Below are 23809 nucleotides of genomic sequence, written 5' to 3'. Positions count from 1 at the left end.
GTAATGTCTGAACAGAGTAAAAATACGACTGCACCTTTTCTGGAAGTAAAGGATCTGGCGGTTGAATACTATTCCGGCGGCAAAGTGATCCATGCGGTCAACGGCGTCAATTTGACGCTGGAAAAGGGCAAGACCCTTGGCCTGGTGGGCGAAACCGGCGCCGGCAAGACCACCATTGCAAAGAGCATTCTGCGTATCCTGCCCGACGTGGGCGCCAAGGTGGCAAACGGCCAGATCTCTCTGGACGGTCAGAATCTGCTGAGCCTGCCCGAGCACGAAATGCGCAAGATCCGCGGCAACAAAATCTCCATGATCTTCCAGGACCCCATGACGGCGCTGAATCCGGTTCAGACCGTAGGCGACCAGATCGCCGAGGCAGTACGCCTGCACAACGGCGGAAACAAGCGCCAGGCAGAGGAACGCGCGGAAGAAATGCTGAAAATGGTCGGCATCTCGGCTGACCGGTACTACGAATATCCCCATCAGTTTTCCGGCGGCATGAAGCAGCGCGTGGTCATTGCCATTGCGCTGGCCTGCAACCCCGACCTGCTGTTGGCCGACGAGCCCACCACCGCTTTGGACGTGACCATTCAGGCACAGGTGCTGGACCTGATCGCGGAGCTGCGCCAGAAGTACAACACCGCCATGCTGCTCATCACCCATGATATGGGTGTTGTGGCCACCACCTGCGATGACGTTGCCGTCATCTATGCAGGCAACATCATTGAGTATGGCACCAAGGAGCAGATTTTCGATCATCCCACCCATCCCTATACCATCGGCCTGTTTGCCGCCATCCCCAGCATGAGCGAAGACGAGGAATGGCTGCATCCCATCGAAGGCCTGCCGCCGGACCCGGCGGCCCTGCCCGAGGGCTGTGCATTCCATCCGCGCTGCCCGTATGCCACTGAAGAGTGCAAAAAACAGCCCATCGCCATGCAGATCACCAAGGACGGCCATCAGTGCCGCTGCTGCTGCATGGAGCAAATCGCTAAGGGGGAATAAGAAATGGTACCTGTTATTGAAGTAAAGGGACTGAAAAAATATTTCCCGACCCCGCGCGGCATGCTGCATGCAGTGGATGACGTGACCCTGTCCATCGAGCGAGGCAAAACGCTGGGCGTTGTGGGAGAATCCGGCTGCGGCAAGTCCACACTGGGCCGTACCATCATTCACCTGCAGGAAAGCACCGGAGGACAGATCCTGCTGGAAGGAGAAGACATCACCCATGTGCGCGGCAAGGAACTGCGCCGCGCCAGAGAGCGCATGCAGATCGTCTTTCAGGACCCGTATTCCTCCCTGGACCCCCGCCAGACTGTCGACGCCACCATCCGTGAGCCGCTGGTCGTTTCCAAACGCTACAAGAAAAGCGAGATCGACGAGGCGACCGCCGCTTTGATGGAGTATGTCGGCATTGATGCCCGGCTGCGCATGTCCTATCCCCATGAGCTGGACGGCGGCCGCCGCCAGCGTGTGGGCATTGCCCGCGCACTGGCTCTCAACCCTGATTTTGTCGTCTGCGATGAGCCGGTGTCCGCTCTGGACGTGTCCATTCAGGCACAGGTCCTCAACCTGCTGAAAAAGCTGCAGCAGGACCGCGGCCTGACCTACATGTTCGTTACCCATGACATGAGCGTGGTCCGCCATATTTCCGACGATATCTGCGTTATGTATCTGGGCCAGGTGGTGGAAAAGTGCCCCTCCAAGGAACTTTTCAAAAATCCGCTGCATCCCTATACCAAGGCGCTGCTGTCCGCCATCCCCTCGGTAGATATTCACCACCCCAACAAGCGTGAAATTCTGAAGGGAGAAATCACCTCTCCCATCAATCCGAAACCCGGCTGCCGCTTTGCCGCCCGCTGCCCCTTTGCAACGGAGGCATGCTATCAGCCGCAGAAGCAGGAGGAAGTCGCTACCGGACATTTTGTGCGGTGCTGCCGCGTCCACGAGCTGGGCTGATTCTTTCTGAAAGGAAAGCGACAACATGAAGGACATTTTGCTGTTTATTTCCGACCAGCATTCCTGGCGTCAGCAGGGATATGCAGGGGATCGCCTTGTTCGGACCCCGAATCTGGACCGCCTGGCGGCCCAGGGGACGGTGATGCAAAACAACTATACCGCCTATCCGCTGTGTGTGCCGGCACGGATGTCCATGATGAGCTGCAAGCTTACCAGCAAGTGCGGCGTCATGAGCAATATGTCGGCGTTGGATTCCAACTGCCCCACGTTTGCCCACTGCCTGGACGCTGCCGGATATGAGACGGTGCTGTGCGGACGGATGCACTTTGTGGGCGGCGACCAGCGCCACGGATTCGGCAAGCGCATCGCCGGGGACATCACCCCCATCTACCAGAACCGTCCGGCCACCATCCAGCAGGAGCGCGGTATCCATAACCGCACCTTGCAGGATGCCCCCAACTGTCTGGCAGCCATGGGCGCCGGAGACTCTCCTACGCTGGCCTTTGACCGTTATGTGGTCTCCCGCGCGCTGGAGTATCTGGAGCAGGACCACGAAAAGCCCCAGTTCCTGTGCGTCGGAACTTACGCTCCCCACTACCCCTATGTGGCACCCCCTGAACTGTACGACTACTACTACGACAAGGTCTCCATTCCCGAAGAATCCTTCGGTTATGAGCAGCATCCCGCTCTGGCCGGCAAAAAGGTCCGGGATATGGATCCCGAGGTGGTCCGCGCCGCACGTGCTGCTTACTATGGCATGGTGGAATTTGAGGACCAGCAGATCGGCGCTGTGTATGAAGCGTTCCAGGCTTATCTGAAACGCACCGGGCATGAGGGCGTGTTTGTCTACGTGTCCGACCACGGCGATCAGATCGGAGACCGCGGCTATTACGGCAAGGGAGTATTCTACGAGCAGTCCTCCCATACCCCCATGATCTTTGTGGGCGACGGTATCCCCAAGGGACGCCAGCTGTTCGGTGCGACCTCCCTGATGGATCTGGGCCCCACTCTCTGCGAGATCGCAGGGACCGCCCCGGTCCCCAATGCCGACGGCAAGAGCCTCTGCCCGCAGCTGGGCGGCGGCGAGGACGAGCTGGACCGTATGGTTATCTCCGAGGTGGGCGGCAATGTCGGCCCCAAGGGATTCTCCTACGGCCAGATGGTCAAATGCGGAGACCTCAAGTACATTCACTATGACGGATACGACGAAGCCGACGCGGTGTACGACATCGCCAAGGACCCGGCGGAAACCGTTAATGTGATTGATCAGTATCCCGAGCTGGTTGCCCGGATGCGGGAACTGCTGTCCGCCTCCTGCCGGCCTGTGCCGGAGATCCGTGCGGCGGCAGAAGAAATGGGGACCAACCTGAAGCTCCTGATGAAGTGTGATTTTGACGACGCGGAGGAACGGTGGCATTCGCCGGAATCCGCCCGCCAGCGCCCGGAGCGGATGGTCAAGAGCCGTCTCTGCCCATAACAGTTCGTGCCGGAGCACGGCGGCAAGCTCAGCTGCCGTGCTCCGGCTTTTTCTTACAAAACAGGAGCATTCAAATGCGAAAAGTATGGAAACTTGGCCCTGCACGGCTCTGCTGCGGTTATATTCACGACATTGAATACGCCCGCCGCAGAAACCGGCCCGGAAACCCCGGAAATCCCTACGTGGAAAGGCCGCTGCATCTGGAACTGCTGCGCCCCGCCCCTGAACAGGGAGAAAAACTTCCCATCCTTCTGATGGTGCCGGGAGGAGGATTCCGGGAGCCCAAGGTGAAGTTCCGGCTGCCCTGGCTGTCGCCTCTGGCGGAGCGGGGCGTGCTGGTGGTTTTTGTGGAATACCGCGGTATGGAGGCTGCGCCTCTGGCCGGAATGGTGGAGGATATCCGTGACGCCGTGCGTTATCTGCACAATCATGGAGCGGTATACGGAGGAGATCCGGACAAAATCGTATTGATGGGAGCCTCGGCAGGGGGATATCTGGCCCTGCAGGCCGCTTACAGCCTGCCGCAGGTGAAAGGTGTCATCGACCTGTACGGCGTGGTGGATTTTCCCACCATGGCTCCGGGGCCTGACAAGGAGACTGAGCTGCGGGCCTCGGTGCCGGCACGTCTGACCGGGGAGACCGAGCTTTCGGCTATCCTGAAAAAAATGGAGGAAAACTCCGTGCTCCATGCCGTTGAGGCAGGGGGACAGCTGCCGCCTACCCTCATCGCCCATGGAACCGCCGATACCATAGTGTCCCCGGAACAAAGCGAGATGCTCTACCGCGCCCTGTGCAAGGGAGGGTATCAGGCGGATCTGCATCTGATCAAGGATGCGCGGCATGCGGATCTGCATTTCTTCCAGAAGGAAATGATCGACCTGTATGAGGAATTCCTCCGCACAGTCACCCAAAGCTGACAGAAAGGAGCTTGTATGCCCAAGGATATTTTGCTTTATATGTCCGACCAGCATTCCTATCGGCTGCAGGGCTATGCCGGAGATCCTCTGGTGAGGACCCCCAACCTGGACCGGCTGGCCTCCGAGGGCGTGGCCATGACCAATGCCATGACTGCCTGTCCCCTGTGTGTGCCCGCCCGTGCGTCCATGATCTCCGGCCAGCTGCCCAGCAACAACGGCGTGCTGTTCAATTTCGGCTCGCTGCCGTCAGATCAGGCGACGTTTCTTCACTGTCTGAATGCGGCGGGATACGATACCATCCTATGTGGACGGATGCACTTTGTGGGGCCCGACCAGCGGCACGGATATTCCAGCCGCATTGCGGGAGACCGCACTCCGGTCTTTCACAACGGCGTGCCCGCCCCCAAGCGGCCCGACGGTTCCCCCAGCAGGGTGACCGGATATGACGAAAACGGCTCGGTGCGATATATCGGCGCCGGGGATTCCCCCGTGCTGGCCTATGACCGCTATGTGGTGCAGCATGCGCTGGATTATCTGGCGGAGGATCATGAACGGCCCCAGTTCATTACGGTGGGAACCTACGGACCGCACTTCCCCTATGTGGCGCCGCCGGAACTGTACAATTACTATTACGACAAGGTCGATCTGAGCGACGTATCGGATACCTTTGACGGCGGCGATGCGCTGGCGGGCAAGATGCAGGAGGCCGACCCCGAGGTGGCCCGTGCCGCCCGCGCGGCATATTACGGCATGGTAGAATTGCAGGACCGGCACATTGGTGCGGTGTATGATGCCTTCCAGGCTTACCTGAAGCGCACCGGACGGGAAGGAATCTTCCTGTATGTGTCCGATCACGGCGACATGAACGGTACCCACGGATACTACGGAAAACAGGTGTTTTATGATCCCGCGGTGCACATTCCCTTTGTAGTGCAGGGGGCGGGCATTGCCCGGGGCAAAACCATTGACAGCCCGGTCAGCCTGCTGGATGTGGGACCTACCGTCTGCGAACTGGCCGGGGTGGAGCAGCTTCCCGGCGACGGCAAAAGCCTGGCACCGCAGCTGACGGACGGAACAGATGATCCCGACCGCATGGTCGTGAGCGAACTGTATACCTATCTGCCCGACGGCAGAACCTCTCTGGGCCGTATGGTCAAGTGGAAGGACTGGAAGTACTATGCCTATTCCGGCCTGGAAAACGATCCGCATCTCTATAACTGCCGCCAAGACCCCAACGAGGAACACAATGTGGCGGCCGACCATCCTGAGATCGAGGAAAAGATGAAGGCATTTGCCGATCAGTACAAAACCTACGATCAGGTCATGGTGCATGAGCTTTGGGCTATGAAGCAGCTGAAGATCCTGCGCAAATGTAATTTTGACGATCCCAACGAGCGGTGGCAGTGCCCCAACGATCTGCCGGAGCTGGAACACCCCGTGTGCAGCAAAAAGCAGTTTGGTCCCACGACCTGGGTGGCTGCCCTGAAAAAAATGCTGGAGCGACTGTAACCTGCTGACCAAAGAGGGGGCTGCCCCCGGGGGATGTCAATCGTCAGCATGCCGGTCTGTTATCGGCAGGGCAGACGGCTGCCGCATCTCCGAACAAGAAAAAGCGTTTCCCTCCCTTCGATCAGGGCCGCTGCCGGAGGCATCCGGCAGCGGCCCCTTTCTGTGGCAAAACGGCAAAAGAAAAGGGGGCGGTATCCCGTCAGCAGCCCGGAGTAGCCCTGCTGGGCGGCCCCGGGCAGCAGGAAAATAAGCAAATTTGTCCGGACAGCAAAACTCCCGCCCTGCCTTGGGAGTACGGCAGGACGGGAGCTTTTTGGACGGTAAAAGGAGACAATTTGTCAGCTGCGCAGAAAGTGCTTTTCAATGCAGCTGGCCGCGGCACCTACGGCACCGCCGTATTCCCCCAGATCCACATAGACAAGCTGGAGTTTTTCATCACTGGAGCGGAAGGCATATGTACGCAGCGATCTCTCGACGGTATCCACATTTTCGTGGTTGCGGAACATGGGGCCGCTGAGAAAAATCAGATGGGGATTCAAGAACCCTACGATATTGGCCAGGGCAATGCCCAGATAGAACATGCCCCGATCCAGAATTTTGCACACGGCAGGATCCCCCTTGGTCTGAGCTTCCAGAACCTGCTCCAGGGTAAGCTGGTCGGGGTCGGAACAAAGCTCGGCAAGGACAGTGCACTCACCGGCGCGCAGGGCCTGACGGCAATATTCCAGCACGGCACGCATGCTGGAAAGGGATTCCAGGCTGCCGGGCATACCACAGTCGGGAAGCTCGGGGCCCTTGGGGTCCAGGATCATCTTGCCGATCTCACCTGCTGCGGCATCCTGACCCCGGAACGACTGATTGCTCAGCACCACCGGGCAGGCAATGCCCCACGCCACATGGCAGAAGGCAAAGGTCGAGTCATCGGCAAGCAGGTTGGGACGGAACAGGGAAATGGCACAGGCCCGGGCACGGACGTTGTTCTCCACGCGGACGGGAAGATGCATGGCCTGCTGAATGGTCTCGCCAAAAGGCTGATTGCACCAGCTCACACGCTCGGTGCCCAGATTTTTGATGACGCCGGTGTGAGCGTTGACGATGCCCGGTACGGTGATGCCGATGCCGACCAGGCGTTCCCATTCGGCAGGATAGCGCTTTTCCAGCGTGTGAAGCAGCCGGAGAAGCTGCTTGACCATGGTGTCGTAATCTTCCGACAGAAGATCGTAGGCCCCCTGCGCGCGGACACCGCCGCGCAAATCAGTGATGCAATAATGGGTGAAATCACGGCCCAGAGAAATGCCCAGAGCCAGCCGGGAACCGGGAACCAGATCAATGTTGATGGGTTTGCGCCCGACACCATGGGAGGTGACGGCGTTGCCGGGACCGGTAAGTTCCTGTACAACACCCTGCTGGATCAGCTCCGCCACAATATTGGTGATGGTGGGAGGGGTCAGCTCAAGACGCTCGGCAATTTCGGCACGAGACAGGGGCGCATACCGAAACAAGATCCGTTTGATCGACTCCAGATTTTGCTGCTTGATTTTTGCCAGGTTTTTGCCATGCATCATGGCCATATACAACGTCCCACTTTCTATCAGATTTCGGGAGAATCCCCCGCGTAAATGTTTATTAAGATTATAAAATATAGAGGCCTTTTTTTAATCATACCATATTTTCCCCGGATTGTCAGATTTTTTGTTGATAAAAAAATCGACAAAAAAGCTTATAAAAAACTGACAGAACCGCCAAAGAAGGAGCTTTTCCCAAAAATGTGGGAGGAAAATATTGCCCGTGTGGCTGAAAAACAGTATAATAAACAGAAAAAAGCTTGATTAAATTAATAAACAAAATCAGAAGGAAAATTATTTACGAATTACTTTTCAAAACAGCGAGAAAATCCACTGGAAATCGCCTTGCGGGGACAATGAGATTTGCCGGGGGATTGCCGGAAAGTACAGCCAGAAAATGCATGGGAAAAAGCAATGGAAAATGAACGCGAAATGCCGGCCCGTGCAGATGCTGTCTTCAAGAGGTCCCGGTTGGACAGAATGGCCGAAAAAACAGGATGCCTATATGGGAAGAAAAGGAGAAACACAATGACAGAAGAACGGGGCGGCGCCGGGTACAGCGACGGGCAGATGCGATATCTGGCACTGCTGGCACGGCAGTATCCCACCATTTCGGCAGCGGCCAGCGAGATCATCAAGATCGAAGCGGTGCTGCGCCTGCCCAAGGGGACGGAGCATTTTATGAGCGATCTCCACGGCGAGCATGAGGCCTTTGTGCACATCCTCAACAGTGCATCCGGAGTTATCCGGGAAAAGATCGACACTGTGCTGGGGGAAAAAGTGCCCCCGCAGCAGCACGCGGAGCTGGCCACCCTGATCTACTATCCTGCGCAGAAGCTGCCTGAGCTCAAGGCTGCACAGAGGGATCTGGATGCCTGGTACCGGCAGACACTGCTGCGTCTGATCGAGCTGTGCCGGTTTGTATCCAGCAAACATACACGGGAGCACGTGCGCGGATGTCTGCCCGCTGACTGCGGTTATGTGCTGGACGAGCTGCTCCATGCCCATTTTGAGGATCACGACAAGGACCTCTACTACGGGGAAATTGTGGAAAGCATCCTGCGTTACGACCGGGCGGACGCTTATATCATCCGGCTGTGCGAGGTCATCAAGCGGCTGGCCGTGGACCGGCTGCATATCGTGGGAGACCTGTTTGACCGCGGCCCGCGGCCTGACCGCATTCTGGATCATCTCATGGCCCACCATGACGTGGACATCCAGTGGGGCAACCATGACGTGGTCTGGATGGGAGCCGCTGCCGGCAGCCCTGTGTGTGCTGACGGTGGTGAAAAACTCTCTTCAGTACGACAATGTGGACCTGCTGGAAAACGGCTACGGCATCAGCCTGCGGAGACTGGAACATTTCGCCGAGAGCGTCTACGGATGCAGCGCCGTGGGACGGTGGTATCCCCATGCCCGGGACAAAAATGCCAATGAGGCGACCCTCATGCGGGTGGCACGGATGCACAAGGCCGTCACCGTCATGCTGCTCAAGGCGGAGGCGGCGGTCATCGCCCGCAACCCCGACTTCGGCATGCAGGGGCAGGATTATATCAACCGCATCGATTACGAGGCGGGTACCGTCCGCTGTGCAGGCAAGGAGTATCCGCTGACGGACACCGGATTCCCTACCGTGGACCCGGCCTGTCCTGCCCGCATGACCGCCCGGGAACAGAGTATTCTGGACGAGATGGTACGGGCTTTCCGGGAGAGCGAGCGGCTGCAGCGGCACATCCAGTTCCTCTACGCCAGAGGCGGATTGTACAAGATCATCAACGGGAACCTGCTATACCACGGCGCGGTGCCCATGACGCCCGACGGCCGCTTTGCCGCTGAGGAATTTGAGGGCAGGCAATATGCGGGCCGGGCGCTGTTCGACTACTGCGACCGGCGCGCCCGTCAGGGGTACTTTTCCCCGGAAAACAGTGCCGCCCGCCGGTCAGGACAGGACTTTTTGTGGTATTTGTGGTGCGGGGCCGGGTCACCGGTCTTTGGCCGCAGCGCCATGACCACCTTTGAGCGGCTGTACATTGCCGACGCCGCCACCCATGTGGAGCGCAAAAATCCCTACTATACACATATTGAACGGGCAGAGACTGCCGAGCGCATTCTGCGGGAGTTCGGACTGTTTGAGGCGGGCAGCCACATCATCAACGGCCATGTGCCGGTGCGCGCCATCGAAGGGGAAAGCCCCGTCAAGGGCGGCGGCAGGCTGGTGGTCATCGACGGCGGGTTCTGCCGGGCCTACCACCAGCGTACCGGCATTGCCGGATACACTCTGGTCTTTAACAGCCGGGGACTGGCGCTGCGCACCCATCAGCCCTTTGAGAGCACCGAAAAAGCCATCCGGGAGGATGAGGACATCGATTCCCGCAGTGAGTACATTTATCTCTCTCCCCGGCGGGTGCTGGTGCGGGACACCGACGAGGGACGGGCACGTCAGGCCATGATCTCCGATCTGCGCAAGCTGGTGGATGCCTACCAAAACGGCCTTTTGCGTCAGCCGGGGCTGGAAAACGCCGCGGCGCCGGGAACTTTTGGGGTGGTCTGACATTTTCCGCGGCGGAATGGAACAAGCAATCAAAAACACCCGGACGCCAGAAGGCGTTCGGGTGTTTGCTGTAGGAACGGAAATCAGGCGGCGGTCCCGGTTACAGAGGAATCTTGCCGTCCACCTTGTTGATGACATAGTAGGCACAGCCCTCTGCCGGCTTGATATAGACCCGGCAGGAATGAATGCCGATCTTGTGGGTGGAACGGTAGTCGGCCTTGGCCTGCTCCACCAGCGCGGCACAGTCATACTCCTTGCCGTCCACCTGAAGGTAGATCTCGGTGGCGGGAGTGTGCGCCTTGCGGGCAGGCTGTTTTTTGGGCTGACGGCCCGGGGTCTTGACCTCTGCATTTTCTGTGGATTTACGCATATGAAAACCGCCTTTCTGGTGAGAATGCTCGGATAATTCGCATTCAGTATACCATATCATTCCGGGTTTGACCAGAGAAAAAAGCCTGAATTTGCCGCGTAGCCGCATCTTTTTTGCGAAAAAATCGGGAGAAAATGCAGAAGAAGGGCATGGTTTTGCCGCAAATCCGCATTATCTGCTTCATTAACCGGTCATAACGGAAAAACCACTGCGGAAAAAACGGATGTTCCGGCGGAGCCGGCAGCCCTCAGATGCGGCCCAGCAGGATCTCGGACAGGGGACGTTTGGGTACACAGTAATCCCTTGCATCGTCCAGATAGTAGCGGACATCGCCGTCATGCATTTCCACCACCCGGCTCTCGTGGGCGGGATAGCCGAAGGCCACCATGCTGTGCAGCCGCAGGGACGGTGCTGTGCCGAAAAGATCACACAGGGCGGGGCGATCGATGGCACCCATGATGCAGCTGCCCACCCCGTGGGACCAGGCGGCCGCCGTCATGCTGCCCAGGGCAAGGCCGGCGTCGGTGTCGTTGGCGCCGGGCAGGGCCTCATCCTGAAAGACCGCGATGAACAGAGTGGGGCGTTCCTCCGCCTTGGGGATGCCCTGCTCCGGCGGCAGGTAGGCTGCCCAGTGGACCAGGCCGTTTACCTTGTCCACCTGCTCGGGGCTCTGGACCACCAGGTACTTCAGCGTCTGGCGGTTGGCGCCGCAGCTGGCAATGCGGGCGGCTTCCAGAATATCGTCCACCACGGCGGCGGGCACCGCCTTCTGCTGAAAACGGCGGTAGGTGCGGCGGGTACGCAGAAACTCCATGAAATCTTGCATGACAATACCTCCTTGGCAAAACGGGTGGGAACTAAGGGCGGGAAACAGGGTTCAGCCCTCCCCGGGCAGGGTCACCGACGAGGCGGCCAGCATGGCACGAAACTCGGCATCGGGCATGTCGATGGACAGATCCTTGACCATGGTGGGCTCCTGAAAATGTACCACCCAGGGGGCGCCGCCCTCCTGCTGGCAGAACACTATGGCGCTGATCCTGCCGAAATCGGCAAAGGTCTGGTCCTCAAACAGGGCGGGGGCGGGCCTGACAAAATAATGGTCGATCATGGTGCCCTGGGCAAACAGATGCTCCACGGCGGCGGGAAGTTCGCCTTCCGCCTGCTCATTTTTGTACTGCGGGCGGATGGAGACAAAGTCGGCGGCACTGAGGGTATCCGGCATCCCAAAAGACCTCCTGTAGTTGTTTTGTTATCAGTATACCGCTCCGGAACCCCTTTTGCAATGAGGACGGAGCCTGCGCAAAAACACCGGCAGCACAACCCGCGTTTTTTGTACAAAAAAGCCATGACATATTTTGGAAAAGGGTGCTATACTATATAGTAGGCGAATCAGCGTTGTTTTTTTGAGGCGGCTTTAAGAGAAAAGGAGCGAAAGATGTTTCAGGTTGGGGATATGGTTTGTTATGGGACTACCGGCGCCTGCCAAATTGCCTCCCATGAGGAACGGCAGCTCGGGGATCAGAAGCAGAATTGCTTTGTGCTCAAGCCGGTGTTTGACAAGAGCATGACCATCTGTGTGCCCGAAGGCAATGAACTGCTCATGGCACGGATGCATCCGGTGATGACCAAGGAGGAGATCCTGGCCCTCATCCGGGAATTGCCCAGCGAGGACGTCAAGTGCGACCCGAACCCGGATGTGCGCAAGCAGTACTACAACGAGACCCTGAAAAAGGGCGACCACCGGGAGCTGCTGCGCATGGTCAAGGCCATTTACAACTTCCGCCGCGCCCGCCGTGCCGTGGGCAAGCGGCTGTCCGGCTTTGACGAGAACGCCATGCGGGAGGCGGAAAACATGCTGTATACCGAGTTTGCCCTGGTGCTGGACATTCAGCCTGCCGAGGTGGTGCCTTTCATCCGCCGGGAGCTGGGCGGCGAGGAGTGAAAACTCAAATACGGTTGATATTACGAGAAAAATACATGAACGCTTCGGGCGGTGTGGCTCTGTGAGAAAACAGAGGCGCGCCGCCTTTTTGTTTGGCCCGGCAGGAAAAATACGGGGCAAAACGGAGCCTGAGAGCAAAAGAGGGTCCCCAATGACCCTCGCAGACCCCCTGGACAGCGTGATATAACTAAACTGGAAAAACGCACAGAGACCGAAAAGGCAGCAGGGCAAAGCCCGGAGGTGCGTTACAGAAAAAGACGAGGAAACCTGACGGGACAACCCGCAGGCGGAATCGTCTTTTTTGTTGCCCGGGAGTCCGGGACAAACCGGGAAAGGGGGCGAAGGGATGGATCAGGGGCAGGACGGCGCCAGACCGGCGGCCGTGCCCAGACGGAGGCGGTCACCGGTGAAAATGAAGGAGATCCAGCAGATGTGGGCCGATGTCATGCGGGACGAGACGGTGGAGCTGCGCCAGCGGATGCACGCGGCAGAGCTCTGCGCCAAAGCCATCAACGCGGCAGACGCTGACGGCAAACAGGCGGAGGCGGAGGCCGTGGGGCGTCTGGATGAGGTGCTGGAAGCCCTGTGGGGCTGCACCGCCGGTCACTGGAAGGGGGAGGACAAACCATGAGGCTGGGACTGAAATTTTCCCCCAAGAGCATGGCCTTTCTCCGCTGCCGGGCCCGGTGCGAGTTTCTGGAAGGAACCACCGCCGCGGGCAAGACCACGGTGGCGTTGCTCAAGTTCATGCTGCGGTGCGCGGCCAGCAACAAGAAGCTGCACATCCTGTCCGGGCTGGACACCGGCACGGTGGAGAAAAACATTATCAACAAGGAGTTCGGAATTCTGGACGACTTCGGGCCGCTGGCCGACTACTACCCCGCAGGGTACGGCAAGACCACCCAGGCCCACATCCGCCTCAAGACCTCCGACGGGGAGCGGATCATCTACGTGCTGGGTTACGGCAACCGGGAGCGCTGGAAAAAGGCCCTGGGCGGCCAGTACGGCTGCGTCTACATCGACGAGGTGAACATCGCCGACATGGAGTATCTGCGGGAGGCCGCCATGCGGGCCGACTATCTTTTGGCCACCCTCAACCCCGACGACCCCCGCAAGCCGGTGTATGAGGAGTACATCAACCACGCAAGACCCCTGCCCCAATGGGAGCACTCCACCCCCGAGCAGATCCGCCAGCAGCTCAACCAGTCCCCCAAGGAAGGTTGGGTGCACTGGTTCTTCGGCTTTGAGGACAACGCAGCCCTGAGCGAGGAGACCCGGCGTCGCATTCTGGAAAATGCCCCGGCGGGCAGCCGTCTCTACCGCAACAAGATTTTGGGCCTGCGGGGACGGGGAGAGGGAGTCGTCTTTGAGGTGGGACCGGCCCACCGCGTGGGCGCGGCGGAACTGCGGCGTCAGCTGGAGGCGGGAAGCATCCGCTTTGCCCGGTTCTCCTGCGGGGTGGACACCAGCTACAGCCAGCGCACCCAGGATACCTTTGCCTTTGTCTTTGACGGATTTCTCGAGGACCGGCGCAAGGTGACCCTGGCGGTGCGGGTCTACTCCAACAAGGACCGGGCCCGGCAGGGATTGCCGGTACTGGCCCCCAGCGACATCCCGCCCCTGTTGGAGGAATTCCTGGAGGAGCAGCGGGGGGCCTGGGGATTCGGGCGGCGGGTGTTCATCGACAGCGCCGACCAGGCTACCCTGGCCGAGTGCCGCAAGTACCGGCGGCTCAAGGGCGGGCTGTATGAGTATCTGCCTGCCTGGAAGGGACTGCCCATTCTGGACCGCATCCGGATGGAGAGCGGCTGGCTGGCCCACGGCATGCATTTGTTTGTGGAGGAGGGCTGCGGGCCGCTGCTGGAGGAGATGGACTGCTACAGCTGGGAGGCGGACGGCCGCCCCGAGGACGGCAACGACCACTGCATCAACGCTGAGCAGTATGCCTGGATGCCCTACCGGGAGGAGATCGGATAAGGCGAGGAGGAAACAGATGAACTGGATGGAAAGGATGAGAACCATGTTGCAGACCTGGCTGGAAATTCAGCCGGCAGAGGGCCGGCGGCTGAGCATTCGGGAGCCGGTGAGCCACGGCACCAACGTGCTGCGCAACCGGGTGTGGTACCGGGGCGATGCCGGCGAGCTGGACCAGCTCTTCAAGCAGCTGGGGGAGGATGCCGTGGGCCGGGCACGGTTCTGGGCGGCGGCTCCCGAGAGCGAAAACCTGCGCAAGGCCCACAGCGGTCTGCCCGCCGTCATGGTGGACACTCTGGCGGGCATTGTGCGGGCTGACCTGGACGAGATGCACTTTGACGACCCACAGGCCGCCCGGCGGTGGGAGGACATCGCCCGGAACAACGACTTTGAGGCGCTGGTGGGCCGGGCGGTGGCCGAGTGTCTGGTCACCGGGGACGGGGCCTTCAAGATCAGTCTGGACCCCCAGGCAGCGCCGGGCCCCATCCTGGAATTTTACGGCGCCGACCGGGTGGAGTACGCCCGCCGTCACGGACGCATCACCGGGGTGGACTTCCTGACACCGGTGGGGCGCAAAGGCCGGGTGCTGTACGAAGAGTACCGCCCCGGCAGTGTGGGCTATCGGCTGGAGGCAGACGGCAAACCCCTGCCTCTCTCCGCCGAGGAGGACTGCGCCGGGCTGAGCAATACCGCCTTTGACCCCACGGTATCCCTGGCGGTGCCGCTGATGTTCTGGCCCAGCGCCCGGTGGCCGGGACGGGGAGCGTCCCTCTTTGACAAGAAGAACGACGCCTTTGACGCCCACGACGAGATCATCAGCCAGTGGCTGGACGCCGTGCGGGCGGGACGGGTACAGCGGTACATTCCCGAATGCCTGATCCCCCGGGACCCTGAGACGGGTGCCCTGCGGGTGCCGGGCCGCTTTGGGGCCAGCTTTGTCAAGATTGCCTCCAGTGACCGGGAGAACGCCGCCGACCGCATCGAGACGGTGCAGCCGGAGATCCGCTACGAGGCCTTTGAGAGCGCCTACGCGGCTACCCTGGACCTGTGCCTCCAGGGTGTGCTGAGCCCGGCCACCCTGGGCATCGACCTGGGGCGGATGGCCTCCGCCGAGGCCCAGCGGGAGAAAAAGGACGTGACCGGCTTTACCCGCAATGCCATCACGGCGGCGCTGGAGAAAGCCCTGCCCCTGCTGGCCCGGGCGGCTTTGCAGGCCCAGGACCTGGCCGAGGGACGGGCGCCCGGGGAGTATGTCGCCCGGGCGGGCTTTGGCGAGTACGGGGCCCCCGCCTTTGACGAGAGGGTGAATACCGTGGCCCGGGCTGCCGAGGCAGGCATCATGAGCGTGGAGGCCCAGGTGGACGAGCTGTGGGGCGCCAGCAGGGACGAGGCCTGGAAGAGCGCCGAGGCGGCGCGCATCCGGGCGGAGCGGGGCGCGGCGGGCTGAGGCCCGGCAAAACATTCTGAAGCGAAAGGGCGGAAGGGCCGATGGGTCCGCTGCCCTTTTGTGATACAAACAGCCCATGGGCGGAAAGGAGAACAAGATGACCGACAAGGAAAAGAACAAAAAGCCTGACCCCAAGCAGGCAGCACCCGGTCCGGCGGAGGCCGGGGCCGGCGGCACGCAGCCGGAGGCAGCCGGCGAACCGGCGGCAGAACCGGCAGCGGAATCTGAGGAGGAGACCGAACCCGCGCAGACCCCGGAGGAGGACAGTGCGGTCTGCATTGCCCGGCTGGAGCAGGAGCTTCTGCAGGCGCGGTGCCGTCTGGCGGCCTACGGGGCGGGGGTGAACCCTGAGATGGCGGAGGACGCCGTGACCCTGGCTGTCAGCGCGGCCCGGCGGGAGGGAGAAGTCACCGAGGAGAGCGTGACCCGGGCCATGGAGGAGGTGCTCAAACGCCACCCCGACTGGAAAAACGGCGGCCGGGGCATGGCGGGCTTCCGTCTGGGCGCCGACACCGACCCGGGTGCCATCCCTGCCCCCGGCGGTGAGCCGGAACCCGAAAAGCGGCGCTGGAACCGCTTCAAGTAAACCACACAACAGAAAGGATGAATGCAGATGCCCAATACCGTGAACTATGCTGAAAACTGGCAGTCCGAACTGCTGGAGGTCATGACCCAGAACGCCCTGTGCGGCCCCTTCGTCACCGACAACGTCCGCTGGCTGGATGCCCGGACCTTCCACTTTACCCAGATGTCGGTGTCCGGCTACAAGAACCACAGCCGGGACGGCGGCTGGAACCGGGGCAATGTGACCCAGACCGACCACGCCTATGTGGTCACCCACGACCGCGATGTGGAGTTCCTCATCGACCGGGCCGATGTGGACGAGAGCAACTCCGCCGCCTCGGTGATGAACATCTCCCGCACCTTTGAGCAGACCCAGGCAGCCCCCGAGGCTGACGCCCTCTTCTTCTCCAAGGTGGCGGCCGCTGCCAAGAAGGAGTCGGGCTACAACAGCTCCACCGCTGCCGCCGACTTTACCCCCGAGACGGTCTTTGCTAAGCTCAAGGCCATGCTGGCCGCCGGCAAGCTCCGCCGCTACCGCGCCCGCGGGGCCCTCATCGCCTATGTGTCCAGCGCCATTATGAACGCCCTGGAACAGGCCCCCGAGCTGACCCATACCATCGAGCTCACCCGCATCGCCGATGGCGGCACCGGCATCGAGACCCGCATCACCGAGATCGACGGCGTGCCCATTATGGAAGTGGTGGACGATGAGGTCTTTTACGATGCCTTCACCTTTGACGGGGAGGAGGGCGGCTTTGCCCCGGCCTCCGGCGCTCACAAGATCAACGTGCTCATTGCCTCGCCCCTGACCACCAAGCTGGTGCCCAAGATCTCCAGCATCTACTTCTTTGCCCCGGGCGGCCACGCTGAGGGCGACGGCTACCTCTACCAGAACCGCGCCCTGAGCGATGTCTTTACCTTCCCCAACGGCAAGGACGGCAAGATCGACAGCGTCTACGTGGACACCGACACGGCCGCTGTGTCCTGAGGACGGTGAGACCATGGCGCTGCAAAGCTATGCCGCCCGGCAGGACTATACCGGGCTGTACGGGGAGGATGCCGCCCTGAGCGGCGAGGCTCTGGACCGTGCCCTGTGGCAGGCCAGCCGCGCCGCCGACCGGCTGACCCTGGGACGCATCGAGGCGGCGGGCGGGGTGGATGCCCTGCCTGAACGCGCCGCCGAGCTGGTGCGCCGGGCAGTCTGCGCCCAGGCAAACTGGCTTTTGGAGGAGGGCTCGGCCTGGCGGCAGGGCCTGAAACAGTACGACGTGGGCGGGGTGAGCATGACCTTTGAACAAACGGATGCCCAGACCGGCGGTGTCTGCACCGAAATGCAGGAGCTCTTGCTCCTGAGCGGCCTTTGCTGCCGCGGGGTGGGACCATGAGCGGCCGGTGGCCCAAGCTGGTGCGACCCGAGCTCTGCCGCACCCCCGTCACCGTGACGCTGACCGACGGGGAAACCGCCGACGGCGCCCCCGACGGGGTGCTGGTGCTCTCCCTCATGTGCCGGCTGGACGACGAACCCAAACAGAGCATCAGCCCCAACCGGGATTTCGGGGACGGAACTCGGCGGGGCATCGATGCCGAGCGGGTGGTCCACTGGCGGCAGGGCGTGGCCCTTTTTGACGGGGACATCGCCCCCGAACGGGATGTGCTGGCGGGCAGCGTGGAGATCGGCGGAAAGAGCTGGCGCATTGACTCGGCCATGCGGGGACGCAACCCCGACGGTACCGTCAACTATACCCGGCTGACGCTGGTGTGAGGGGAGGAAAACGTATGACGCTGAAACAGCTGTACGGCTGGCTGGCCCCTCGCTTTGACCGGCCGGACTGTGTGCGCCTGGGCAGTGTGGACGGCAGCAAGCCCTTTTTTCTCGGCATCTTTGACGACCGGGAGGAAACGGCGGGCGCCCGGGCCAGAATCTGCCTGGGCGGGGCGGAGTGCACCCACTGGGATGTGCTGACCGCCCGGCTGCTGCTGCGCTGGGGCCAGAATCAGCCCGAGGCCGAAGCACAGGCCCAGAAGCTCTGGGCCATGTTTTACGGTCAGACAGGGCTGACCATGGACGGAACGCTGGTGTTCTGGGCGGACCCCGGGCCGGGGCCTGTTCCCCTGGGCAAGGGCGGCGACGGCGTGTTTGAGTACCTGATCCGGGTACAGCTTTACTACGGGCGCTGAGAGGCGGCCTGTTCACAGACAACAAAAAGGAGTGAAGACCAATGGCAAGAACCGGCGTTTATCCGGTATTTGAAAACAAGTTCAAGATCGGCACCAACGGCAGAAGCAGCATTGACGACGACATGAAGCCGGTGTCCAGTCTGGAGACCTTCTCGGTGGAGATCGACGGCAATGTGGAGGAGTGGACCCCCATGGAAGCGGAAGGCTGGAAGCGCCGCATGGTCACCGGCAAGAGCCTGACCATCACCCTGTCCGGCAAGCGGGAGATCGGCGACGAGGGCAACGACTACGTGGCCGCCAACGCCTGGGGTACCGGCAGCGGCTGCGACACCAAGTTTGAGTGGGAGTTCCCCGACGGGGCCAAGCTGGCCTTTGACTGTGTGCTCAGCGTGACCAACCCCGGCAGCGGCGACGCCACCGACGTGGCCGCTCTGGAGTTTGAGGTCCACAGCGACGGCAAGCCTACCTATACCCCGGCCTCCGGCGTCTGACCGGGCCGGAAACATATGACAGAAGGGAATGGGGCATCGTCCCCGACGGGTGGGCGGGAAAAACATTTGACAGGAGGATACCATGGCTAAACTGTATACCCTTGACGACAAGCTGCTGACCGAGGTGCCCGAGGTCCGGGTGGGAGACAAGGTCTACCCGGTGGACAACCGTCAGAAAACGGTGATGCGCATCCAGCGGGTGATGGCAAAGGAGGACGCCGAGGCGGAAGCTCAGCTGAACGAGGCCTTCCGGCTGGCACTGGGCGCCCAGGCGGCCAAGGAGCTGGAGGAGAAGAATCTGCCCTATCCGGCAGTGCAGGAGCTCTTTGCCCTAGTGCTGGCTGCCGTCACCGGCGAGGAGGCGGAGACCGTCCGCCGGCGATTTCGCACCGCCCGGGAGCAGGGCTGAACAACCCTTTGCAGGGCAGGAGGCCTATGACCTTCTGTTTGACGAGGATGCTATTTTGCAGAGCGTGGCCGCCCAGTACGGCGTGCTGCCCGCCGTCCAGGGAGAACTGCCCTGGGCGGAGTGGGCGCAGCTGGTGGAGGGCCTGATGGAGGATACCCCTCTGGGCAGACTGGTGGCGGTGCGCACCGAGCGGGACCCGGCAGCCCTGCGGCGGATGACGCCCTGGCAGCGCAAAGCCCGGCGGGACTGGAACCGCTTTGCAGCCCGGCGGGCGGCAAAACGCGGCCCCGATACGGGGGCGCAGCGGGCTTTGCAGGCAGAGCTGGCCCGGCTGTTCGGGCAAAACCCCGTCCCGGGGGGAGAAAGGAGGAAGGACGGTGGCACAGATCACCGAGAAAACAAGCGATAAAAAGCAGTCTGAGCTGAAAAAATGGCGGGCGGCGGCTGCCCTGATGCGACCTTCGGCGGCAGCGGCACGCAGCATGACCACGGTGGAAAACGCCGCCAAAGGGGCGGCCTCCGCCATGCAGGCGGCGGCCGCTGCTGCTGCAAAGACAGCCACCGCCACCGCAAAGGCGGCCAAGGCGGCGGCCAGATACACCGCCAGCTTTGATGAGATCGAAAAGCTGCCCGCCGCACCCCAGGCAGAGGAAGCCGGGACGGGAAGCAAGAGCAGCTCGTCCAAGAGCTCGTCGTCCAGGTCGTCGGGCAGCAAGACCGACAGCGACTGGGAAAAACTGAAAAAGGCGGCGGCAGAGTTCTGGGACTGGCTGCAGGATCTGGCCCGGGCAGGGCAGGCAATCTGGACCAAGGTGTGGGGTGCTGTTTCCCGGGTGGCCCTGACGGTGTGGAACGGGCTTTCTACTGCCCTGTCCGGACTGTGGCGGAGAACTTTTTCCCATTTTCTGGACTGGATGAGCGGGACCTTTGCCCCTGGAATCTTCGGCAGTCTGTCGGCGGCCATGGGGCCGGTGGCCTCAGGGGTGCTGACCACCGGGGCCAATGCCTTGGCAACGGCCTTTCAGACCGGGTGCGGGCTGGCCTCCGATGCGGTGCAGACGGTATTGCTGCCTGCCATGGGCCTTGTGCTGCAGGTCTGGAACGGGCTGATGGAGGGCATCTCCACGGCCTGGCAGAGCTGGGGACAGCCCATCCTGACCGGGATGAGCCTGGCCGTGCAGAACCTGATGACGCTGATCACCAGCCTGTGGCAGACAGTGGTCCAGCCGGTGCTGACCCAGTTCATCGCCCTGGCGGAAAGTTTGTGGACCGAACATCTGCAGCCCCTCTGGATCCAGGCGCTGAATCTGCTGGGGGCAGGGCAGACCATGCTGCTGAACTTCTGGAACAATCTGCTCATGCCCCTGCTGAACTGGATGACCCAGACCTTCGGGCCGCTGATCGCCCAGCTGCTGACCGTCATGGGGCAGACCGGCACCAGCGCGGCGTCGGTGCTCAGTGAGGCGGCAAACCTGATCATCACTGCCTTTACCGGGGTGGCGCAGTTCATGTCCAACGTCTTTGCGGGGGACTGGGCTGCCGCCTGGGAGAGCGTCCGCGCCACGGCGGCACAGGTCTGGGCCGGCATTCAGAATCTGGTGCGGACGGCGGTCAACGGGGTCATCGGTCTGGTCAACGGCATGCTGAACGCCGTGGCCGCCGGCATCAACGGGGTGGCGGGGGCCATCAACAGCCTGAGCTTTACGGTGCCGGACTGGGTGCCGGGGCTGGGCGGACAGCGCTTTGGATTTTCCATCCCTGCGGTCACGGTGCCCCAGATTCCCATGCTGGCCTCGGGCGGCGTCATCCGACAGCCCACCCTGGCCATGATGGGCGAGTACCCGGGGGCCTCTTCCGACCCGGAGATCGCGGCGCCCCAGTCGGCCATGGCCCAGGCTATGTCCGACGCCAACGGCGAGGTGGTGGACGCGGTGCTCACCGCTGCCCAGCAGATCATCGAGGCCATCCGGGAAAACGGCGGCGGTGTCGTCATCGGGGATGAGGTCATCGGCCGGGCGGTGCGCCGCTATAACAGCCGCCGAGCGGTCATCACGGGAGGTGTGGTATGATCCGGGCTTACAGTACACAGTACACCATCAACGGCTATCCCATGCTGGAACCGGATGAGGAGGCGGAACTGAGCTTCTCCGACCTGGACGCCAGTGACAGTGGCCGCACCGAGGACGGCGTCATGCACCGCATCATCGTGCGGGAGCGGGTGATGACCTTCGGGTTCAGCTATGCCTTGCTGGACCGGGAGGACTATCACTATCTGGACGGGCTGCTCAAGGGAGAGGCATCCTTCACCTTCGGCTATACCGGGGCGGACGGCAAACCCCATACCTGCACCGCCTACTGCTCCAAGACCAGTGTGGTCCTCAAGCGGCGGGACGGGCTGTACAAGAATTTCAAGTTCAATATCATCGAATGCTGAGGAGGTGGTCCATTGCTTGCCTATAAAATAGCCCTGCCCGACGGCACTCTGCTGGATGCGGGCAGCATCCGCAGTGTGACCCTCACCGAGCAGGTCAGCGACCAGGAAGACCTCTGTCCCGGGGCGGCCTGTGCGGCCTGCGCCGAACTGGAGCTCTGGGCACCGGCTAACGGCCTGCGCATCGCCCAGGGCACCGAACTGATCTTGACCCGTCTGGATACCGGCACCAAAGCCGAGACACAGGCGGGTGTTTTTCTGGCCGAAAAGCCGGAGAAGGTCAGCGCCAACGTCATCCGCGTCACGGCCTACGACCGCATGACCCTGCTGGACCGGGATCTTTCCCCCTGGCTGCGGGAGCAGCAGGGAAGCTTTCCCATGGCGCTGGCTGATTTCGTCCGGGCGGTCTGCACCCAGTGCGGGGTGGCCCTGGCGGACGCCGCCCTGACCGACCTGCCCAACGGGGCATACGGCATTCAGGCCTTCTATGCCGACGGCCTCACCGGGCGGCAGCTCATCCAGTGGGCGGCCCAGGCGGCCTGCCGCTTTGCTCGCATGACGCCGGAGGGGCGGCTGACCTTCGGCTGGTACCGGCAGACCGCAGCGGGAGGCATCGGACCGTCCACCGAGGAGGGCGTCCGGGCGGGGCTGCGTCTGGCCGGGGCTGCTCTGCGCACGGCCGAGGGAGACATCTGGCGGTTCGGCATGCGTCAGGCGGGAATCCTGTCCGGCACCCTGCACTACGAGGATTACGAAACAGCCCCCATCGACAAGGTGCAGATCCGCCAGTCGGAGGAGGATGTGGGGGTGATCTATCCGCCGGAGGAGACCGGCACCAACGCCCTGGTCCTGCAGGGCAATCTGCTGCTGACCACCTCCGCCGCTGACGATCTGCGGCCGGTGGCTCAGGCCATCTTTGAGGAGATGGGGGACATTTGCTACACGCCTTTCTCGGCGGCGGTGCAGGCGGCGGAGGACCTGCCTGAGCCCGGCACCATCCTGACGGTCACCGACAGCTACGGCCGGGCCATGCAGACCTGCATTATGGCGCGGACCATCTCCGGCCAGCGATGCACGTTGGAAAGCACCGGAAATCCCCGACGGGATTCCACGGCGGCGGTCAACGAGCAGAGCTATTCCAATCTGAAAGGCAGAATGCTGGAGATCAAAGCCAATGTGGAGGGGCTTAAAATCACGGCATCCGAGCTTTCGGGCGGAATGGCGTCCCTGGAGCTGAGCGTGGAAGGACTGCGCACCCAGGTGTCCGGCAAGCTGGACGGTGAGGGAGCGCAGACCCTCATTGACCAGAGCCTGGAAGGACTGACCCTCTCGGCGAAAGCGGGGGACCAGTCCAGCACCCTGACCCTCAAGGCGGGAGGCGTGACGCTGTCCAGCGCAGAAATCACCTTTGAAGGCATGGTAACCTTTGCCGACCTGTCCACGGCGGGAAAAACCGCCATCAACGGCGGCAACATCACCACCGGCAAGATCGGCTCCGAGGCAGGCAATACCGTCTATGACCTGGATGCCGGGACCCTGCGCACCGGGCGCTCGGGCAGCAACCGGGTGGAGATGGACGACCGGGGTATCAAGTGGTATGTGGAAAACGGCGGCAAAAGCTATCTGACGGGGGTGCTGTACAGCAGATACGGCGCAACCTACATCGGGGACAACAGCCGGTATACCTTCCTGGGATGGTTTTCCAGCGGGACGCCGGATTTCGGCTGGTCCAGCGGCGGGGCACACAGCAATTTTGTGGGCATTGCCATCGACCAGACCGGCGCTACCATCCACTGCAATGCCAGCAAGTTTGAGATCCCCGGCCGCATCGAATGTACGACCCTGGCCGTCAACGGGAGGGAAATATGAGACAAAAACTTACTGTCTGCCTGATTCTGTGGCTCATGGCGGCGGTCCTGACATCCTGTCTGCCCAGCGGCGGGGCGTTCGGGCACGGGGACCCCGCACCGCGGCCGGAATTTTCCGGCAGCCCCATGGCGGACGTAGAAGAAATGGAGGGATGAC

The 23809-nt window shown here is 61.7% G+C and carries 26 protein-coding genes and 1 pseudogene; 23 read left to right on the top strand and 4 right to left on the bottom strand.

The annotated features are described in order from the left end of the window. The first annotated feature begins 3 nt into the window (after positions 1 to 3). The 5 genes from INF35_RS07615 to INF35_RS07595 all read left to right on the top strand — a co-directional run bounded on the left by INF35_RS07615 (position 4) and on the right by INF35_RS07595 (position 5862). The gene (locus INF35_RS07615) at positions 4 to 1005 is read left to right on the top strand and encodes an ABC transporter ATP-binding protein (protein WP_193501161.1); all 1002 of its coding nucleotides are present in this window, start codon (positions 4 to 6) and stop codon (positions 1003 to 1005) included. A gap of 3 nt (positions 1006 to 1008) precedes the next feature. After that, positions 1009 to 1959, top strand: a complete 951-nt coding sequence (locus INF35_RS07610) for an ABC transporter ATP-binding protein (RefSeq protein WP_193501160.1) — start codon at positions 1009 to 1011, stop codon at positions 1957 to 1959. Positions 1960 to 1984: 25 nt separating this feature from the next. Beyond that, the gene (locus INF35_RS07605; RefSeq protein WP_193501159.1) at positions 1985 to 3436 is read left to right on the top strand and encodes a sulfatase-like hydrolase/transferase; all 1452 of its coding nucleotides are present in this window, start codon (positions 1985 to 1987) and stop codon (positions 3434 to 3436) included. Positions 3437 to 3510: 74 nt separating this feature from the next. Then, on the top strand, positions 3511 to 4353 hold the full coding sequence (locus INF35_RS07600; protein ID WP_193501158.1) for an alpha/beta hydrolase family protein: 843 nt from the start codon (positions 3511 to 3513) through the stop codon (positions 4351 to 4353). Positions 4354 to 4368: 15 nt separating this feature from the next. Continuing rightward, positions 4369 to 5862, top strand: a complete 1494-nt coding sequence (locus tag INF35_RS07595) for a sulfatase-like hydrolase/transferase (protein ID WP_193501156.1) — start codon at positions 4369 to 4371, stop codon at positions 5860 to 5862. A gap of 338 nt (positions 5863 to 6200) precedes the next feature. Here the strand turns inward: INF35_RS07595 and INF35_RS07590 are convergent, their stop codons facing one another. After that, the gene (locus tag INF35_RS07590) at positions 6201 to 7433 is read right to left on the bottom strand and encodes an ROK family transcriptional regulator (protein ID WP_193501154.1); all 1233 of its coding nucleotides are present in this window, start codon (positions 7431 to 7433) and stop codon (positions 6201 to 6203) included. 48 nt (positions 7434 to 7481) lie between these two features. Here INF35_RS07590 and INF35_RS07585 point away from each other — a divergent pair, with 48 nt between their 5' ends. Both INF35_RS07585 and INF35_RS14110 read left to right on the top strand, forming a co-directional pair. Further along, positions 7482 to 7691 (top strand): hypothetical protein, encoded by a 210-nt coding sequence (locus tag INF35_RS07585; RefSeq protein WP_193501152.1) that lies wholly within the window; start codon positions 7482 to 7484, stop codon positions 7689 to 7691. A 150-nt stretch (positions 7692 to 7841) separates the two neighbouring features. Next, a pseudogene (locus tag INF35_RS14110) lies at positions 7842 to 9978 on the top strand (fructose-1,6-bisphosphatase). Positions 9979 to 10078: 100 nt separating this feature from the next. Here INF35_RS14110 and INF35_RS07575 read toward each other — a convergent pair. The 3 genes from INF35_RS07575 to INF35_RS07565 all read right to left on the bottom strand — a co-directional run bounded on the left by INF35_RS07575 (position 10079) and on the right by INF35_RS07565 (position 11570). Continuing rightward, positions 10079 to 10348: a DUF6465 family protein gene (locus INF35_RS07575; RefSeq protein ID WP_193501150.1), complete on the bottom strand. Its 270-nt coding sequence runs from the start codon at positions 10346 to 10348 to the stop codon at positions 10079 to 10081. Positions 10349 to 10595: 247 nt separating this feature from the next. Next, complete coding sequence (locus INF35_RS07570) at positions 10596 to 11174, bottom strand: nitroreductase family protein (protein ID WP_235983157.1); 579 nt, start codon at positions 11172 to 11174, stop codon at positions 10596 to 10598. 51 nt (positions 11175 to 11225) lie between these two features. Further along, entirely contained in the window at positions 11226 to 11570 is a 345-nt protein-coding gene (locus INF35_RS07565; RefSeq protein ID WP_193501148.1) for a hypothetical protein, read from the bottom strand. A gap of 213 nt (positions 11571 to 11783) precedes the next feature. Here INF35_RS07565 and INF35_RS07560 point away from each other — a divergent pair, with 213 nt between their 5' ends. The 16 genes from INF35_RS07560 (at position 11784) to INF35_RS07485 (ending at position 23808) form a co-directional block, all read left to right on the top strand. Further along, positions 11784 to 12290 (top strand): CarD family transcriptional regulator, encoded by a 507-nt coding sequence (locus INF35_RS07560; RefSeq protein WP_193501146.1) that lies wholly within the window; start codon positions 11784 to 11786, stop codon positions 12288 to 12290. 346 nt (positions 12291 to 12636) lie between these two features. After that, the gene (locus INF35_RS07555) at positions 12637 to 12921 is read left to right on the top strand and encodes a hypothetical protein (RefSeq protein WP_193501144.1); all 285 of its coding nucleotides are present in this window, start codon (positions 12637 to 12639) and stop codon (positions 12919 to 12921) included. Beyond that, entirely contained in the window at positions 12918 to 14267 is a 1350-nt protein-coding gene (locus INF35_RS07550; RefSeq protein ID WP_193501143.1) for a terminase, read from the top strand. Before INF35_RS07555 ends, INF35_RS07550 begins: the two co-directional genes overlap by 4 nt. A 16-nt stretch (positions 14268 to 14283) precedes the next feature. Further along, positions 14284 to 15711, top strand: coding sequence for a capsid protein (locus INF35_RS07545; protein ID WP_193501141.1), 1428 nt, complete (start codon positions 14284 to 14286; stop codon positions 15709 to 15711). Between the two features lie 97 nt (positions 15712 to 15808). Then, a complete protein-coding gene (locus INF35_RS07540) occupies positions 15809 to 16297 on the top strand; it encodes a hypothetical protein (RefSeq protein ID WP_193501139.1) in 489 nt (162 codons plus the stop codon). Between the two features lie 27 nt (positions 16298 to 16324). Next, entirely contained in the window at positions 16325 to 17263 is a 939-nt protein-coding gene (locus tag INF35_RS07535; protein ID WP_193501137.1) for a phage capsid protein, read from the top strand. 13 nt (positions 17264 to 17276) lie between these two features. Next, complete coding sequence (locus tag INF35_RS07530; RefSeq protein WP_193501135.1) at positions 17277 to 17660, top strand: head-tail connector protein; 384 nt, start codon at positions 17277 to 17279, stop codon at positions 17658 to 17660. Next, positions 17657 to 18037: a hypothetical protein gene (locus INF35_RS07525; RefSeq protein WP_193501133.1), complete on the top strand. Its 381-nt coding sequence runs from the start codon at positions 17657 to 17659 to the stop codon at positions 18035 to 18037. Before INF35_RS07530 ends, INF35_RS07525 begins: the two co-directional genes overlap by 4 nt. A gap of 14 nt (positions 18038 to 18051) precedes the next feature. Further along, positions 18052 to 18453, top strand: a complete 402-nt coding sequence (locus tag INF35_RS07520; RefSeq protein WP_193501131.1) for a hypothetical protein — start codon at positions 18052 to 18054, stop codon at positions 18451 to 18453. 41 nt (positions 18454 to 18494) lie between these two features. Then, positions 18495 to 18944 (top strand): phage tail tube protein, encoded by a 450-nt coding sequence (locus INF35_RS07515; protein ID WP_193501129.1) that lies wholly within the window; start codon positions 18495 to 18497, stop codon positions 18942 to 18944. A gap of 82 nt (positions 18945 to 19026) precedes the next feature. After that, positions 19027 to 19353 carry a hypothetical protein gene (locus INF35_RS07510; RefSeq protein ID WP_193501127.1) on the top strand — a complete coding sequence of 109 codons (327 nt, stop codon included), beginning with the start codon at positions 19027 to 19029 and terminating at the stop codon, positions 19351 to 19353. Beyond that, positions 19286 to 19762, top strand: a complete 477-nt coding sequence (locus INF35_RS07505; protein WP_268885734.1) for a Gp15 family bacteriophage protein — start codon at positions 19286 to 19288, stop codon at positions 19760 to 19762. Before INF35_RS07510 ends, INF35_RS07505 begins: the two co-directional genes overlap by 68 nt. Beyond that, positions 19731 to 21422, top strand: a complete 1692-nt coding sequence (locus INF35_RS07500) for a hypothetical protein (protein ID WP_193501123.1) — start codon at positions 19731 to 19733, stop codon at positions 21420 to 21422. The genes INF35_RS07505 and INF35_RS07500 overlap by 32 nt, the downstream gene beginning before the upstream one ends. After that, the gene (locus tag INF35_RS07495) at positions 21419 to 21787 is read left to right on the top strand and encodes a hypothetical protein (RefSeq protein WP_193501121.1); all 369 of its coding nucleotides are present in this window, start codon (positions 21419 to 21421) and stop codon (positions 21785 to 21787) included. Before INF35_RS07500 ends, INF35_RS07495 begins: the two co-directional genes overlap by 4 nt. A 12-nt stretch (positions 21788 to 21799) precedes the next feature. Then, a complete protein-coding gene (locus INF35_RS07490; protein WP_193501119.1) occupies positions 21800 to 23653 on the top strand; it encodes a hypothetical protein in 1854 nt (617 codons plus the stop codon). Further along, positions 23650 to 23808 carry a hypothetical protein gene (locus INF35_RS07485; RefSeq protein ID WP_193501117.1) on the top strand — a complete coding sequence of 53 codons (159 nt, stop codon included), beginning with the start codon at positions 23650 to 23652 and terminating at the stop codon, positions 23806 to 23808. The genes INF35_RS07490 and INF35_RS07485 overlap by 4 nt, the downstream gene beginning before the upstream one ends. Position 23809 lies beyond the last annotated feature (1 nt).

It is taken from the genome of Gemmiger gallinarum, from assembly GCF_014982805.1.
In the GTDB taxonomy this organism is placed as follows: Bacteria; Bacillota; Clostridia; order Oscillospirales; family Ruminococcaceae; genus Gemmiger; species Gemmiger gallinarum.
The sequence above is the reverse complement of the archived record's forward strand: the minus strand, read 5'-3'. Positions and strand labels throughout refer to the sequence as shown.

Bases quoted from the DNA above. Each gene is read 5' to 3' on its own strand.
- INF35_RS07615 (WP_193501161.1), top strand. From the start codon at position 4: ATGTCTGAACAGAGTAAAAATACGACTGCACCTTTTCTGGAAGTAAAG.
- INF35_RS07610 (WP_193501160.1), top strand. From the start codon at position 1,009: ATGGTACCTGTTATTGAAGTAAAGGGACTGAAAAAATATTTCCCGACC.
- INF35_RS07605 (WP_193501159.1), top strand. From the start codon at position 1,985: ATGAAGGACATTTTGCTGTTTATTTCCGACCAGCATTCCTGGCGTCAG.
- INF35_RS07600 (WP_193501158.1), top strand. From the start codon at position 3,511: ATGCGAAAAGTATGGAAACTTGGCCCTGCACGGCTCTGCTGCGGTTAT.
- INF35_RS07595 (WP_193501156.1), top strand. From the start codon at position 4,369: ATGCCCAAGGATATTTTGCTTTATATGTCCGACCAGCATTCCTATCGG.
- INF35_RS07590 (WP_193501154.1), bottom strand. From the start codon at position 7,433: ATGGCCATGATGCATGGCAAAAACCTGGCAAAAATCAAGCAGCAAAAT.
- INF35_RS07585 (WP_193501152.1), top strand. From the start codon at position 7,482: ATGTTTATTAAGATTATAAAATATAGAGGCCTTTTTTTAATCATACCA.
- INF35_RS07575 (WP_193501150.1), bottom strand. From the start codon at position 10,348: ATGCGTAAATCCACAGAAAATGCAGAGGTCAAGACCCCGGGCCGTCAG.
- INF35_RS07570 (WP_235983157.1), bottom strand. From the start codon at position 11,174: ATGCAAGATTTCATGGAGTTTCTGCGTACCCGCCGCACCTACCGCCGT.
- INF35_RS07565 (WP_193501148.1), bottom strand. From the start codon at position 11,570: ATGCCGGATACCCTCAGTGCCGCCGACTTTGTCTCCATCCGCCCGCAG.
- INF35_RS07560 (WP_193501146.1), top strand. From the start codon at position 11,784: ATGTTTCAGGTTGGGGATATGGTTTGTTATGGGACTACCGGCGCCTGC.
- INF35_RS07555 (WP_193501144.1), top strand. From the start codon at position 12,637: ATGGATCAGGGGCAGGACGGCGCCAGACCGGCGGCCGTGCCCAGACGG.
- INF35_RS07550 (WP_193501143.1), top strand. From the start codon at position 12,918: ATGAGGCTGGGACTGAAATTTTCCCCCAAGAGCATGGCCTTTCTCCGC.
- INF35_RS07545 (WP_193501141.1), top strand. From the start codon at position 14,284: ATGAACTGGATGGAAAGGATGAGAACCATGTTGCAGACCTGGCTGGAA.
- INF35_RS07540 (WP_193501139.1), top strand. From the start codon at position 15,809: ATGACCGACAAGGAAAAGAACAAAAAGCCTGACCCCAAGCAGGCAGCA.
- INF35_RS07535 (WP_193501137.1), top strand. From the start codon at position 16,325: ATGCCCAATACCGTGAACTATGCTGAAAACTGGCAGTCCGAACTGCTG.
- INF35_RS07530 (WP_193501135.1), top strand. From the start codon at position 17,277: ATGGCGCTGCAAAGCTATGCCGCCCGGCAGGACTATACCGGGCTGTAC.
- INF35_RS07525 (WP_193501133.1), top strand. From the start codon at position 17,657: ATGAGCGGCCGGTGGCCCAAGCTGGTGCGACCCGAGCTCTGCCGCACC.
- INF35_RS07520 (WP_193501131.1), top strand. From the start codon at position 18,052: ATGACGCTGAAACAGCTGTACGGCTGGCTGGCCCCTCGCTTTGACCGG.
- INF35_RS07515 (WP_193501129.1), top strand. From the start codon at position 18,495: ATGGCAAGAACCGGCGTTTATCCGGTATTTGAAAACAAGTTCAAGATC.
- INF35_RS07510 (WP_193501127.1), top strand. From the start codon at position 19,027: ATGGCTAAACTGTATACCCTTGACGACAAGCTGCTGACCGAGGTGCCC.
- INF35_RS07495 (WP_193501121.1), top strand. From the start codon at position 21,419: ATGATCCGGGCTTACAGTACACAGTACACCATCAACGGCTATCCCATG.
- INF35_RS07485 (WP_193501117.1), top strand. From the start codon at position 23,650: ATGAGACAAAAACTTACTGTCTGCCTGATTCTGTGGCTCATGGCGGCG.